The 14,818-nt window shown below is 49.6% G+C and carries 11 protein-coding genes; 5 read left to right on the forward strand and 6 right to left on the reverse strand.

Translation table 11 applies throughout. The features are described from left to right. Positions 1-358: 358 nt before the first annotated feature. The 4 genes from hpnC to Mal48_RS03350 all read right to left on the reverse strand — a co-directional run bounded on the left by hpnC (position 359) and on the right by Mal48_RS03350 (position 3,497). Complete coding sequence (gene hpnC, locus Mal48_RS03340; RefSeq protein WP_231739889.1) at positions 359-1,288, reverse strand: squalene synthase HpnC; 930 nt, start codon at positions 1,286-1,288, stop codon at positions 359-361. 117 nt (positions 1,289-1,405) lie between these two features. Then, a complete protein-coding gene (locus tag Mal48_RS23855; protein WP_390620832.1) occupies positions 1,406-1,504 on the reverse strand; it encodes a 50S ribosomal protein bL37 in 99 nt (32 codons plus the stop codon). Positions 1,505-1,784: 280 nt separating this feature from the next. Then, positions 1,785-2,258, reverse strand: coding sequence for a hypothetical protein (locus Mal48_RS03345; RefSeq protein WP_145196098.1), 474 nt, complete (start codon positions 2,256-2,258; stop codon positions 1,785-1,787). Between the two features lie 195 nt (positions 2,259-2,453). After that, on the reverse strand, positions 2,454-3,497 hold the full coding sequence (locus tag Mal48_RS03350; protein ID WP_145196100.1) for a DUF1559 domain-containing protein: 1,044 nt from the start codon (positions 3,495-3,497) through the stop codon (positions 2,454-2,456). A 294-nt stretch (positions 3,498-3,791) separates the two neighbouring features. On the opposite strand from Mal48_RS03350, the gene Mal48_RS03355 reads away from it, so the two are divergent. The 4 genes from Mal48_RS03355 (at position 3,792) to Mal48_RS03370 (ending at position 11,566) form a co-directional block, all read left to right on the forward strand. After that, entirely contained in the window at positions 3,792-5,987 is a 2,196-nt protein-coding gene (locus tag Mal48_RS03355; RefSeq protein WP_145196102.1) for a hypothetical protein, read from the forward strand. Between the two features lie 664 nt (positions 5,988-6,651). Next, on the forward strand, positions 6,652-7,803 hold the full coding sequence (locus Mal48_RS03360; protein ID WP_145196104.1) for an alpha/beta hydrolase: 1,152 nt from the start codon (positions 6,652-6,654) through the stop codon (positions 7,801-7,803). Between the two features lie 119 nt (positions 7,804-7,922). Next, a complete protein-coding gene (locus Mal48_RS03365; protein WP_145196106.1) occupies positions 7,923-10,247 on the forward strand; it encodes a DUF1592 domain-containing protein in 2,325 nt (774 codons plus the stop codon). 2 nt (positions 10,248-10,249) lie between these two features. Beyond that, complete coding sequence (locus tag Mal48_RS03370; RefSeq protein WP_145196108.1) at positions 10,250-11,566, forward strand: DUF1552 domain-containing protein; 1,317 nt, start codon at positions 10,250-10,252, stop codon at positions 11,564-11,566. A 210-nt stretch (positions 11,567-11,776) separates the two neighbouring features. On the opposite strand, the gene Mal48_RS03375 is transcribed toward Mal48_RS03370, so the two are convergent. Then, positions 11,777-12,904, reverse strand: a complete 1,128-nt coding sequence (locus Mal48_RS03375; protein ID WP_145196110.1) for a DUF1570 domain-containing protein — start codon at positions 12,902-12,904, stop codon at positions 11,777-11,779. A gap of 253 nt (positions 12,905-13,157) precedes the next feature. On the opposite strand from Mal48_RS03375, the gene Mal48_RS03380 reads away from it, so the two are divergent. After that, on the forward strand, positions 13,158-14,363 hold the full coding sequence (locus Mal48_RS03380; protein ID WP_145196112.1) for a hypothetical protein: 1,206 nt from the start codon (positions 13,158-13,160) through the stop codon (positions 14,361-14,363). A 225-nt stretch (positions 14,364-14,588) separates the two neighbouring features. Here the strand turns inward: Mal48_RS03380 and thiS are convergent, their stop codons facing one another. Beyond that, on the reverse strand, positions 14,589-14,792 hold the full coding sequence (thiS, locus tag Mal48_RS03385; protein WP_145196114.1) for a sulfur carrier protein ThiS: 204 nt from the start codon (positions 14,790-14,792) through the stop codon (positions 14,589-14,591). Between the last annotated feature and the right edge of the window lie 26 nt (positions 14,793-14,818).

The following is a 14,818-nucleotide window of genomic DNA, read 5'->3' on the forward strand; positions in this document are numbered from 1 at the left end:
ACTGTACGCCCGTAGACATCTATTCTATCGGGAAGGAAAAAGCTGAGCTGTGATTAATCTAAGAGAAATTCGCAACTTTGCACAACTTATTGTGCAAGCGTTAGAGGTGGACGCTAGATATTGTGAACACAGGATAGGTCTGAATATAAATTCTGCGTTCAAAATGTCAATTGGATTGGTAGATGAAGAAGCGATTAATGCCGGTTGCGTTGACGAAAAGCCAATGGTGGCTTGAGGTAACGACTTTTAGAATTTCTGAAGTTTGCAAAAGGGCAGGGGGCAAAGAGAAACCACACTATCTGGATGGTTTGTGCGGGTTAGGCACAGCTGGTTGTGTTTTTAATGGCTCGGTTGATATTTATGTGATCGGTTTGACCGGTCGAGGCATGGCAAGATTGAAGAGGCTCAGGAGACCGGCTGTGAAGAGTTGCGATTTGCGAACAATTGGGCGTTCTTTCCAAACATTGAAGTTGACCTTTTCGATGCCGCTTAGGACCAGCAGCCCACCGCGGATCATTAAGTCAATGTCCACTTTGAGCCTTCCGGGCATCGCGCCAACCAAAGGCCTTCCTGCAATGAGGTAGTTTCGTGTTCGGTCTACTTCAAAGGCCATCAGTTCGCGAAACGCATCGTTCGCTTGCTCGGTCATCAGGTCTTTCTCGGAATACCCAAACCGTTGCCGATCTTCAGATGGCAGGTAGACGCGACCGATGAGTTTGTCCCGGCGAACATCTTGCCAGAAGTTTGCGAGTTGAAGACCCGTACAAATGGAGTCCGAATAAGCCTCGTTTGCAGTGTTATTGCAATTGGCCAAATGTAAAACGATTCGGCCCACCGGATTCGCACTTCGCTGACAGTAATCTTCTAGCTGAGAAAAAGTTTCATAAGTCGTGACCGATTGATCCTGGATGAATGCTGAAATCAAGTTTGCGAAAGGGGTTATTGGAATCGAAAACTGCTCGATTGTAGTGTGCAAAGCAGTGAACACAGGGTGAACGCATTCGCCCCTGTAGCAGTTTTCCAGTTCGGCTTGCCACCATTCGAGCAGTCTGAGTGAGTCGGACGCTGAAGCGATCTCGTCACCCAGGTCGTCCGCCCATCGACAAAAGGCGTAGACGTTTGCAAAATGCTGCCGGAGCGGTTTAGGGACGGCCCAAGAGATGACGGGGAAGTTCTCGTAATGAGACGTGGCGAGACCCCACGTATATTTCTTAGCAGAATCCTGGTCGAGCGGTTTCGAATTTGATCCCGGCCCCCATTTCTCCAGCTCAGCAATAATCGTGGACACAGAAGAATCCAATCAAACGCCTGATCAAATAGAACAAGGACGCCTTCTAAGGCGTCCTTGTGTTGCTTCAAACTCTCAAGCAGAAGTTGAGTGTTCTCCTCTGCCTGGCTGAGAGGTCTAAGTCTTGATCATCTTACGCTTTGCGCGGCGAGCCTGAGCGCTTGCAGGACGTTTGCCGTGGTTTGCTTTTTTCAGTTTTCGTTGTGTTTTGGCCATGGGACTTCGTTACTCTTGAAATTGATCCGAAAATTAAGTTTTGTGCCTCAAATAGCGAGGGAAATTCCCCGGCAATTGAGATTTCGGAAAAGGTGCTCAAATAATTTTTAACGCCGAAACGGCGAGTTGAGTCAATGAACTCATTGCATTATAGGAGTTGAGCATCGTCTTGAAAAGGATGATTTCGTGAGAGAATCGATTGTCTACCTTGGTTTTCATGGTCTCTCAAGCTTCAAAACTGCAGCTATCGAAGCTCATGAAAGAAAATGCAACTCTCCCGTTATAAATCGAAGTTGGCCTCCGATGTTCCTCCATCTGGAACAGGGAACGTCAGTTTCGAGGATGGGTCTGTGTACTCGCTGGGAATGATTTGTTTCGGCAGATCGACAGACGACTGTCCTCCGTTGCCAACTGACATCGCTTCGAGTTGTCCTGCGTCCATTCCTTCGTCTGGGTTGAGGGCCATGTCTCCTCCCTCAACTTTTGAAAAGAATATGGTATTCACACCGGGGACAGCTCCTTGAACTAATTTGTAATTCCCTTCCGCGTCCGTTTTGGCAAACGAGCCATAGTTTGGAAATTCAGGGTTGAGGAAGTTGACCTCGACACCTTCAACCGGTTCGCCGTCGATAGTCACTTTTCCAGAAACAGAGGCGCGAGGAGGGCCATTGCTTCCACCACCGCAACCAACAAAAAATATCGAGACTGACAGTAAAGTAAGTGGGATCGACCACTTCATATGCTGGGGTTTCATTTTTGGCCACTAATGTAATGTGTTGAGACGGAACAATATGTGAACTTTACTAGAACCACCCGGAAACCTATGGAATAGTCGCTTTTCTCAACGTTTGATCGCGCGAGTTCAAGCTTTCAGGATCAGTTCTAAAAAAATCCCTCTCCGTAATCCAACGGAAAACAGAGAGGGAGCAGGGCGAACAGTTCAGAATGATTACTCTAAAACGGCGACTTGGCCATCGTGGATATAGTTCAATTGAACGAACGTTTTGTAATCCATGTTTTCGCTCAGGAATGTCGTAGAACCGTCTCCGAAGAGGAAGTGACCTCCTCCGGTGTGTCCTGAGCCAAAGCCCCACGCGTACTGTTTATTGGAGCCATTCTGGCTGTAGTCGGCGTTGAGTTTGTACTTGGCTGGATAGCTCCCGGTTGTGTAACAGATGTCGAGGTCGGGGCTTGTGCAACTCGATGTTGAGCTCACACCCGCCGAGACTACACGGCCATGGACACTTGTGTGGATTCCGGCAAGTCCCCAAGGGCCATAGTGGTAGGATGTCTTATAGTTTCCACCACCCCAAGCTTCTCCAACGAGGACGACGTTACTTGATCCATCGCGAAGGTCTCGCATGCTGGCTGCACCATCGTTCCCAAACGCGCCTTGTCGATAATCACGTTTGTAGACATGCCAAGGGGCGTTGTAGTCAGTGAAAACTCCAGTCGCGAACAGGTAACTGGTACGACGCATATCTCCAGTCCGGCCATAGAATGAGCTTGTCGAAGGGATGCCATTTGGTCCCGCTTCCGGGTGAGAAGGACACTCTAGCATTGGGACTGCTGTCTCAATCAAGTCCGTATTTTTTGTACTGATATTTGCCTCTGGAAGTCCATATGCATTTGCACTGACTCCTCGCAGGTCAAAATCATACTGATTGTAAACTGGAGCTTGATCGATGTACGGAAGTAGCATTTGCCATCCCGTAGTATTTTTGACGGTCGTGTTTCCCGTATAGTAGCTTGTGCTGTTGTATCTTCCGGATGAGAAGAGAGCTGCGGGGAAAACGCCATGTGTGTCATGGTAGTTGTGCAGTGCGATTCCCATTTGCTTCATGTTGTTTTTGCACTGAGTCCTGCGTGCTGCTTCGCGGGCTTGTTGCACCGCAGGTAAAAGTAAAGCGACGAGAATTGCAATAATTGCAATAACCACGAGTAGCTCAATGAGCGTGAACCCTCGACGACGAGCAGAAAAATTCGCCTGCATGAGAACCTCCGAGTAGAAATGAAATAGAGAACTACTTTGGGAATCGAACGTCCCAATTATTAGAATGTGAATCTTGATCGTACGAAAGTTTGAGCGAGATTTACAGACGAAAGTCGTTGTTTATGCGTTTTTTTTGAATTTATCTCGTGGGCGATTTTCCACTCTGGTGACTCGTATGAATTACATAAAATGGGCAAAGCCCCTGAGCTTTTGATTTAATCTTTTGATTTATTTGTACGAAAACTTCTCCTCTCTCCCACTAACAAAGTAGGGCAGTAATCAAGGGAGGTGAAAATGCGTTTGACGTTAAGAACAGTACTGGCGTATCTGGACGATGTGCTTGAGCCTGCAGAAGCTCGGGAGATCGGTCAAAAAATCAATGAGAGCAAAGAGGCCTCTGCGCTGGTGTCGCAAATTCGTGAAGCGATTCGGCGACGGCGGAATGGAGCCCCTGAGCTTGCAGGTCCCGGGTCTGGTCCAGACCCCAACATCGTCTCGGAGTATCTGGAGAACGTGCTGCCAGCGAATCAGGTTGTTGAGTTCGAGCAACTCTGTCGTCGTTCGGAAGTCCATCTGGCAGAGGTCGCTGCCTGTCATAAAATTCTGACGATGGTCATGGGGCAACCGATTGATGTCTCCGATGAGCTTCGCGAACGGATGTACGAACTCGGAGCAACGAAAAAAACATCCAGTGAAGCACCGGTTTCGGTTGCGCCACAAATGACAACCGGAATGGGCAGCCCACCATCTGGAGGATTTAAAGAAGGGCTCCCCGAATATTTAACGCGTGGGCAAAACACGAATCGAATTTGGACAGTGTTGATTGTCGTCTTGATGGCGGGGGCGTGGGTTGCGTTGGTTGTCTCGGATAAGTCGATTTGGACAACCCCTGAATCGAAAGATCAAGTTGTCCAGCAGGATTCACCTGGTCCTGATGAAGTCGAGAAGGAAGGTGACGCGGTCATTCCAGCTGCCTCTGCACCGAAAGCTGCAACTATGGTCGGAAAGCAAGGCCAACCCGTAGCTCAGTCGAGTCCACAGGCGGATGGGCGGCGGGGCGTAGCGGGTGGTGTTTCTGTCAATCCTCCTCCACCACCAGAGTCAGAGGCGACAACATCAAATTTGCAAAAACCGAATCTTGCAAGCTCCGTGGAGATGAAGCCCGCGAACCCGGACCTCGTGAAATCGAACCCAGTCGTCGAAGTACCGCCTCAGAATGAGATTGCGAAAGCCTCAACGCCGGGGAACCCGCCGGTTCCGAATCCGCCCGCGGTGAAGAACGAAGCTGAGATGCCGGCGACGACTCCAGGTGAGAATCCAAATCCTCCTGAAGTCAATGTCTTGGACGAACCGAGATTGTCACTCGTTCCTCCTGAGCGGATCAACATCATTCGTCGGAAGGATGCGATGGAATGGTTCACGATACAAACGGGAGCAGTTTCTCCCGGTGATGACTTCGCTGCTCCCGCTCCGTTCCGTGGAGAGTTGGCCTTGGGGGATGATCTGACGATTCAGCTCATGGAGGGGACTCGGATTCAACGCTTGAAGAGAAGTGAGGAGGTCGATCTCCGGTTCGCCGTCAATCGTGGAAGAGTCCTGGTGAGTCGCCCGCCGACTTCGCTGCATCCGACGGTTGTGGAAGTCACAGTTCAGGATCGATCCTGGAAGTTGCACTTTGAAAAACCGGAAACAGTTTTTGCGATCGAGGTGATCTTACCGCAACCGACAGGGGTGCCTGGTGAGCATTTTAATTACAAGTTGAAAAAAGCTGTTTCTGGCGGAGTGGCCGTTGTGCAAGGAAATCTGAAAGTCTGGTGGAACGAAAAAGATTCGCTCGATCTGGTTTCTCAGCATGGTTGGCTCGCACTTCCAAAAGCCAATGAGCCTTTCAATTTGAGTGCTCCGTCTGTGATTCCTGCTTGGACTCGCTCTGAAGAGCAGAAACAGACGCCCGCGAAGAGACAGTCGGCAATCGCGTTTCAAAAAGAGTTTCTGGACAATGTGCTGATGAGTATTGGACCTGTTGTTTCGGACCGTCGCGCGATGATTTCGGAATTCGCGACGCAAACATTGGTCTTAACCGGCGATTTGCTCGAAGTCGTTCCTGCCCTGAGTTCGGATCATAAGGAAACACGGATCGCTGCCATTATCGGTTTGCGACAATGGTTGCTCATGGATGCCGAAAACGTGGTACTCTTGAGAGAGGAGATGGAGCGACAAATGCTCCCAAGTATCATAGACGTTGTTATCGATTTGCTATGGGGTTTTAGTCCTGAAGATGGCCAGTCTTCGGAAATCTCTCTGCAACTCGTGGAACAACTTGGGAACGAAGACCTCGCCATTAGAGAGCTTGCGCACTTTCAGGTGACTCAGCTTTCTGGACGAAATTACGGATATCATGCACAGGCTCCTGTTCCAGAGCGGCGGGCAGCTATTGGCCGTTGGCTTGATTTTTTGAAACGAGAGGGCAGTTTAGTACAACCGGAATAAACGGCGTCAGACGAAAATACGGTCGCCGAGTTTGCTAGAGGGCTTGAGTCGCCTTCGGGGCTGATTTTGATTCTGATTTTTGACTCCTCAGTAATCGGAAACTGTTTCCTCACAAGAGGTTCCGGGGCAGAGACTCAAGGGGGGCTGCTGGATTGCGTTTGTCAAAGTGTTTGGAATGAACTGATAATGACTCAGCAGAAAAGCGACGGAGGCAATCCAGACAGAGCAAGCGGCAGATTCCGCAGATCCTTGTCGAGTGTTTTCAGGGACATCACATTTGCTGGGTTGCAAGGAATTCGTGACTCAAACTTTTGCAACCGGTAGTACAAAGACGATCAGAACATCACGAAGACGCCAAGGGTGGGCAAATTTCTATTTGGAGCCAAAGACAGTTCCAGATTTCTCACGGACGAATGTGAACTGCTGACAGTTGGCATTGTCGCAAGTTTGAGGCAAACAGGATGGGCCTTAAACAGAAGCGCATTGCCAAAAGAATGTCACACAATCGTGTCTTGTCAGACTTAGAATGATGTCGCAACAGTGGCCGACACGCTCTTTGGCGTGCTAGCTGGATGTTGACCAGGTTTTAGGTCAGGTTGGACAGACACAAAAGTAATTCGTTGAAGAAACTCGAATGTTGAACTGACTCACCGTGATTGCGGATATGGTATTCCTGAATCGTTCCATCCCTTATTTGTACTTTTGCATTCGCGTCCTCTTTTTCGCGACTGTTGCAAGCCCAGTTCTTGCGCAAGCAAGCGAGCCGACACTCTCTAATTCTTCTGTACAATACTCACCAACTACAGAATCTGAACAATCACTCCTCGAGGTTGAAGACGATTCTTTAGAGTTCGTGCCTCCGGCGGCGTTGTCTTCTGGGCCGGAGTCGGAAACAGAACCAGAACGTGTTTCGACAACACATGTCCATGATGACGACGACGTCGCAGGTTACGAACATCAACAGTATTGGTTAGTGAGTTCGCGAAGGGCAGTTCAGACGATTCATAGCAAGAATAGTGGCCCCTGGCATTTAGATGTCCATCGTGTTGAAGCGAGCGGAGCCTCACAGACTTCTAATGTGAATCTTTTAAAGTCGCAACTGACACCCGGTGTTCCTGTTTGTGTCTTTTCACACGGAAGTTTTGTGACGTGGGAAAGCAACGCCCGTCAAGCTTGTCAGGCGTTTCAGAGAATCCGCCGAGCTTCCGGGGATGCTCCTCTCCAAATGGTCTTTTTCAGTTGGCCCAGTGATGGCCCGTATACCTTTGTTCCACAGCTGGATGTTTCTGTTCGCGGAAAGCGTGCAGAGTTCAACGGATTTCATTTAGCCACTCTCATTTCATGTGTTCCGGAGTCGTGCCCTGTTACGGTTGTTGGGCACAGTCACGGAACTCGTGTCACTCTTTCAGCGATGCAACTCGCAGCGGGAGGAACGGTTCAGGGGCATACTTTTACAGGAGCCATCGGAACAGAACGTCGCATGCGAATCGTTCTTGCAGCGGGGGCAATCGATCACAATTGGCTGAATCCCGGCCAGCGATATGGGCTCGCACTCAATCGGGCGGAGTGTCTTCTGAATCTGATTAATCAGAACGACTTACCGTTGGCGTTCTACCCTTTTCATCGACCATTCGCTCGCAGGTCCATTGCAAGAGCAGGGTTGACTTCCCGTGACACCGCTACGTTGGGCTACAACGCAGCGAAGATCCGCCAGGTTGACGTCACTAATCGTCTCGGCGGCGCTCACTACTGGCCCGATTATTACGACGATGCTCAAATTCTGGCGACAATCGTGCCTTACCTGGTTTCGTATTGAAGAACGTGGATTCGTTCTCTTCTCGCCAAAATAGACTACAAGTGCGCAATCAAACAGCGTATACTTTATTTCACTCAATTGCCTGCCTATTGTCGTCCCCCGACACCGATTGAAGTCCAATGAACTCTTTAATGATGCCAATTCGAACTCTTTTCGCTGCGCTCATCGTATTGTCCACGTGCTCTTTTCTTACAGCCGACGACGATCATTCACTACCTCCCGAATCTTTCGTCGCAGAGCATCTTCGACATGGGATGAAGCTTTACGAGAAACATTGCGCGAGCTGTCATGGATCATCGGGGCAGGGTGTCACAGACAAGTATGATGAGGCACTCTATGGTGATCAGTCTCTCGTCGAGCTGACTGAAATTATTCAGGAGACGATGCCGATTGAAGATCCTGAAATTGTTGTTGACGAGGATGCCAAAGCTGTTGCGGAGTATTTATACGGCACTTTCTACACAGCTGAAGGGCGGGCAAAGAATCAGCCTCCCAGAGTTGATTTGGTTCGACTGACGAATGACCAGTTCTCCAACGCCATTACAGATTTGATGTCCAACTTCCTGGGGCGTGGAACCACCGATAAAACGCATGGGCTTTCTGCTGAGTATTTTGATTCTCGCAGAATGCAGCGAGATAAACGCAAAATCGAGCGTGTCGATCCAGTTGTCTCGTTTAACTTCAAAGAGGAAAGCCCTGGTGAGGAAATTGGGAAAGAAGAGTTCTCGATGCGCTGGGTCGGAGCTATTACAGCCCCTGAAACAGGCGATTACGAGTTCTGTGTGAAAACAGAAAACGGTTTTCGACTGTGGGTGAATAATAACAGTTCTGCACTGATCGATGGCTGGGTTGCCTCAGGGGGGGAGGTCATCGAGCATCGGCAAAAGATTCACCTCCTCGGTGGACGCTCTTATCCGATTCGGTTGGATTACTTCAAATTCAAAGACAAGACTGCGTCTGTCGAACTGCGTTGGACTCCTCCGGGAGGGATCGACGATGTGATTTCCACTCGGTTTCTGACCAGGAAGTCTGTCCCCGAGAGTTTTGTGATCTCAACACCGTTCCCACCGGACGATGCAAGTTTAGGCTACGAACGAGGCTCATCGATCTCAGCAGCTTGGAGGTCAGCAACCACTCAAGCGGCTATTGAAGTTGCCAACGGGGTTGTGTCGCGAATCGACCGCTTGGCAGGAGTAAAGCGAGAAGACGATAAGCGAGCCGAGAAAATCAAAACCTTCGCTTTCCGTTTTGTCGAATACGCATTCCGCCGACCTTTGACTGATGAGCAAAAAGAACTCTACGTCGAGAGCCAGTTTGCCAAGGCGGAAGACTTGGAAGAAGCAGTCAAAAGAATTGTGATACTGTCATTGCAGTCGCCTCATTTTCTTTACCCGGAACTGAGTTCCAAGCAAGTCGACGCATACGATGTTGCCAGTCGACTTTCGTTCAACCTCTGGGATTCACTCCCAGATCGAGCCTTGTTGCAAGCGGCCAGTCGAGGCGAATTATTGAATGAAAATTCAGTTCGCCAGCACGCAGCACGGATGTTGAAAGATGATCGCGCCCATTACAAGATGCGAGGGTTCTTTCATGACTTGCTTCCGTATCACGAAGCAACGGACCTGACTAAAGATTCCGAAGCGTTCCCGGAATTCGATGCGAAGCTTCTGTCTGATTTAAAAACTTCCCTCGACTTGTTTATTGACGATATCGTTTGGAGTGAGACTTCGGATTACCGCGAGTTGCTGCTCTCGAACGAAATGTTTATGAACCCTCGCCTGGCGAAATTCTACGATGCCAAAATCCAAGGTGGAGAAGAGTTCGAAAAGGTCTCATTTGATCCTCAGCAACGCTCGGGAGTGGTGACTCATCCATTTTTACTTTCAGCGTTGTCCTACCATCAAACGACCTCTCCAATTCATCGCGGCGTCTTTATGACGCGGAAGATTTTGAATCGCTCGCTCAAGCCGCCGCCAATTGCGACGGAATTCAAAGACAGCACGTTTGACCCCTCTCTAACAATGCGAGAGAAGGTCGCTGAGCTCACAAAATCTAAAGCTTGCATGACCTGCCATAGCACGATCAATCCGCTCGGCTTCAGCTTGGAGAACTACGATGCAGTTGGTCGATACCGAACAATAGACAACAAAAAGCCAATCAATGCCAAAAGCGACCTCGTTGTCTCCAGTGACAAAACAATCACCTTGACCGGGCCGCGTGATGTCGCGGAATACGCAGTCAGCGATGAGCAGGCACAACGAGGATTCATTGAACATCTGTTTCACCATCACGTCAAACAAGCAGCACGAGCTTACGGTGATGAAACTCTCGAAGAACTCCGCGTCGGATTTGTGAAATCTGACTATAATATCCAGAAGCTTCTCATTGAGATGAATGTCCAGACAGTCCTTCACGGGGCTTCAGCGACGAAAGGAAAGAAGTAGCTATGTTAAACCGTTCACGAAGAGAATTTTTGAAGCAAACCGGGATTTCCGCCGCCGCTTTGCCTTTTATCCTTAATCTTCCAAGTCTCGCCTTTGCGAACTCGGCGCAACGGAAGCAGCGAGTGTTGTTCATGTTCAGCCCGAACGGAACAATTCTCAATGAGTTCTGGCCAGAAAAAATAGGGAAAGATTTCGATCTCAAGCGGATTCTCAAACCTCTCGAACCCTGGAAAGACCAGATGCTGGTCCTCAAGGGGGTTTCGAATAAAGTGCGTGGTGATGGTGACTCCCACATGCGCGGAATGAGTTGTGTTCTGACAGGAAAAGAACTCTTCCCCGGGAACATTCAGGGTGGTTCACATACCCCGGCAGGTTGGGCAAGTGGAATTTCTATCGACCAGGAAATTACCAACTTCTTCCAACAGCAGGAGGCAACACGTACTCGTTTCGGCTCGCTTGAGTTCGGAGTTTGTGTCACGGAACGTGCTGACCCGTGGACTCGCATGTCATACGACGGTCCAAACAAACCGGTCGCTCCGATTGAAGATCCTTATCAGATGTTCAATAAGATGTACGGAAATGTCCGGGACCAAGCTGCCGTTCAAAGTATCCTCGATGACCTCTCGACCGACCTCAACAAGGTCCGCTCGCTGGTGAGTAGTGAAGATCGTCATCTGATCGATGATCATGCCGATCTCGTCCGTGATATGGAACGGGATATGAAAGCAGCTGCCGAACAAAAACTGGCACATGATCCGCCCGAGTTCGAAGTCGGTGTCCCGATTGCTAACGATCACATGCCGGAAATCAGCAAGATGCAAACGGACTTGCTCGTCAACTCGTTTGCCAACGATATGGCCCGCGTCGCGACATTGCAGTACACCAAGTCTGTCGGCAATGCCAAAATGAAATGGCTCGGGATTGAAGAAGGGCACCATACGCTCTCACACGAACCCGATGCCAACGCTGAGGCTCAAGAGAAACTCACAAAGATTAATGTCTGGTTTGCTGAGCAACTCGCCTATCTGGTCACTCGATTAGCAGAGACTCCAGAACCGGGCGGAGAAGGCTCGTTGCTCGACAACACACAAATCGTGTGGACCAACGAACTCGGAAAGGGGAACTCGCACACTCTGAATAATATCCCGTGGGTGCTCCTGGGAGGCGGCAGCAATTTCAATACTGGTCGCTCACTCAACTACAACAATACTCCTCATAACCGACTCCATATGGCACTCGCCCATAGTGTCGGACACAACATCGAAACTTTCGGGAATCCAAGCTTGTGCAAAGGTGGTCCTTTAGACGACCTGACATAAGCACTTTTCAAGATTTTTCGTCCCCGTGAAGATCATTTTTGCGTCATTCGTAGAATGTTCTTCACGAGGCGGAACTTGAAACTCAAGGCTGAATTTGACCCGATTTCTTTTTGAATTCGGGGCCTGTTTCGCCTCCTGGCAACGACCAGTGGCAACCGGTTTCAGTGTTCATGTTGTTGCAACGGTCAGCGGTAATCGGAATCATTCTGATTACCGCTGATTTGCGTTCAGGCCGTCAATAAATCTGATGAATTTGACTTCGAGCCACTGAAGATCTTTGCCAAACGCAGACTGGAAATCTGCCAGTCGTTCATCGGCCTGATACGGACCTTTCAGGGGATCTCGCTGAGCAATCGTCTTGAGGTACCTGGCGTAGTTTGATGAATATTCCTCAGCCAGGAAATATGTGAGAGCCCACGCTTGAGAGTAGGCGTCTAAAGCATTTTTCTGAAAGTATCGTTCGTCGTCAGCGATGAAGTCTGCGATGGTTTCACTGCGTTGTTCTTTGCAATATTCTTGAAATCTGAGCAGGCGGCTGCGGTTGATTGTCTCGCGTGAGGATACTCTTGAAGCATTCAGGATTCCGTCCGCTTCCAACATCGTTGCCAGTCCTTCTACAACCCAACGTGGATTTTGTCCAATTCGAGAATGCAGCCCATTGTTGAACGCAAGTTGATGTATTCCTTCATGGATCAACGTGGAGACTGTTTGCTTCGAAAGGTCCGCCGTTTCACTTCGTGAAGAACCTCGGCGGTTGGAGCTTTGGCGAGGATCAGAAGCTTCAAACAGGGCGACTCGGTTCGTCATCGGATGATAATAGCCCTTCAAGTATGGGGTGAAGAACATTCCATCTGTCCGGCAATATTCGGCGAAGCTGTTTTCGTCCGGGAAGATGACCACGATGAGAGGGAACTCTGGCTGCACGATGGGGAGCCTGCGAACGGAAATGTAACGGAAGAATGAGCGAGACATTTCCTCCAATGCCTCCGCGTATTTGCCAACTCGTTTTGCTGGTCCTGCGATCACGAACGAACCGCGAATTTGAACCTCGAAAGATCTTCCAAGTTCCGCTTTCAGTTCATTTTTCGCTTCAACCAAAGATTGTGCTCGAAACGGTTTTGGGTGTTTTGCAAACTCGGTGACGCGACTGAACAGCACCTGTGAGTACTGGCCATCCGTCGAGGCCAGCCAGCAAACCTGCTTGTTATGTGCGACGGGCTTTCCGATGTGTCGAGCGTCACCAATATGCAGCTCGACTTGAGATTGAGCGTTCGCATTGGCTGCGATCGAAACGAGAGCAATAACGCCGATCAACAGATGTTGACAGATTCGACTCATAACCTAACCGGTAGTGATTTTTTAGGAGTTGCCTGATGGTCAACTGTAGAGCGCCTCGGGCGAGAGTGCCCAGCAATTCGAAGAGCAGAGAGAAACCGTTCTGATGAATCTCCCGGTTTTAACTGTTATGATGCCTGCGATGAGCTTACCCACCCAACATATCGACTTCATCCGATTGAGATGCAATCAGCTGCGCCGGTTGAGTCCTGGTCTGAATCGCTGCTGTTTGGTCATGATCACGGTGTCGGTCACGGTGTCGTTGTTCGCGTGCTTGCCAGCGATCGCCATCGACCGGGAAGATGTCTCGCTGCTGATTCATCAACTCAATGCAAACACGCGATCTGAACGGGTCCAGGCGGAGCGGCAACTCGTCGATTTAGGGGAAGAGATTCTGCCGCTCGTTAAACAGTTTCGGAAAACCAATCCAGAACTGGATTTTCAACTTCAAACTCTTCAGCGAAAAATACAAGCCGAGACGGCTGCTCGCGCATTGAAGGGAACTCTGATTTCGTTCCCTTCGAAGAAACCCATCACGTTGAGGGAGGCTGTTCAGCTCATTCATGCTCAATCAGAAATTGATGTCATCGTTGCACCCTCCGTGGAAGAGGTCGTCGTACAAATCGCAGAGGAGAAGCAGTCTTTCTGGAGTGCGATCGACAGCCTCAGTAAAAGTGGTGATCTCGGCTGGCTTCACGAGAACCATTCGTTGTTGTTTTCTCCCCGAGCGCTTTTGAAGCATGGAGCAAAGGACTACCCAACCTGTTTTCGCGTGGCAGCTGTTCATCAAATTCCGCGGCAACTCTTCCGTGGAAGAAATCGAGACACGCTGACGAATATCGGCTTTCGAATCGATGTTGAACCGCACATCGAGCCTTTCTTTGTCAGAATCCACGATCAAGATTTTCGGTTAACCTCGTCGAATCAAGAGGCGTTACTTCCGTTCAGTCCCGACGCGAAGCGAGTTGTCGAGCGTGGTGCAAATCCGTGGTTCGAATTTTCAATCAGCTTTCTTAACAACAATCCCATTACAAGTGAGATTGTCGATGTCGACGGCAAGGGGGAACTCTTCTGCTCAGCTCGACAACAACTTCTCAGACGCTCTTTGGCCTCGCAATCCAAAGTGGCTGAACCGGTGCAAAGTTTTTCTGTTCAAGAACAGAGTGATTCCATTGTTGTGGATATCGCACTCCTGATGGACGAGGGGATCCAGCAATTGGACTCTCATCAACTTGCCCTGCTTCACCGGAATGCTTGGCTCGTGGTCGAAAATCAACAGCGAATCGAGCCGATTCGCAAAGAGGTGCTCAGGATTGAGGGGCTCAAGCATTCAGTTCAACTCACATTTCCTAAGCCGGAATCTGACTTGGACCAAATTGAGTTTCAGTATCTCTATCCAGAATTCCTGACGACCACCTCTTTTGAATTTTCAGTCAAAGGGATCGAATACCGGAGAAGATGATTCTTTCAGCAGTCGTGATGCTTGGCCTGCTTGGCAGAGCAGGGGACCGTCGGCTCTCAACATGATTGGCTGAGGCAATGGTGACATGGGGCGAAGACGTAGCGGCGTCCGCAGCTTACAGCGTGGGAGTTTTAGCTCACCAGAGCGTTATCGCAGTTCTGAATTGATGTTCTCGCTCTGCTTCGTGGCGAACAGCAATTTTAGTGGTTGAACGAGCAAACTGCTCTAGCCTCCGCCGACTAAAGTGACGATTTCGATCTCATCGCCGTTCTGCAGCTTGCAGTTGGAATGTTCTGTTCTCGGGATGAGTTCGCGATTGTTTTCAACTGCCAGGAATTTCGGATTCTTTTCCAGTTGTTTCAGCAAATCCGCCACGCTCGCTCCGTTGTCGATAGTGTACTCTTCTCCATTCACTTTGATTTTAAGCATCGTCTTACTTTGTTGATATGAATCAG

The sequence above is a fragment of the Thalassoglobus polymorphus genome (assembly GCF_007744255.1).
Lineage (GTDB): Bacteria > Planctomycetota > Planctomycetia > Planctomycetales > Planctomycetaceae > Thalassoglobus > Thalassoglobus polymorphus.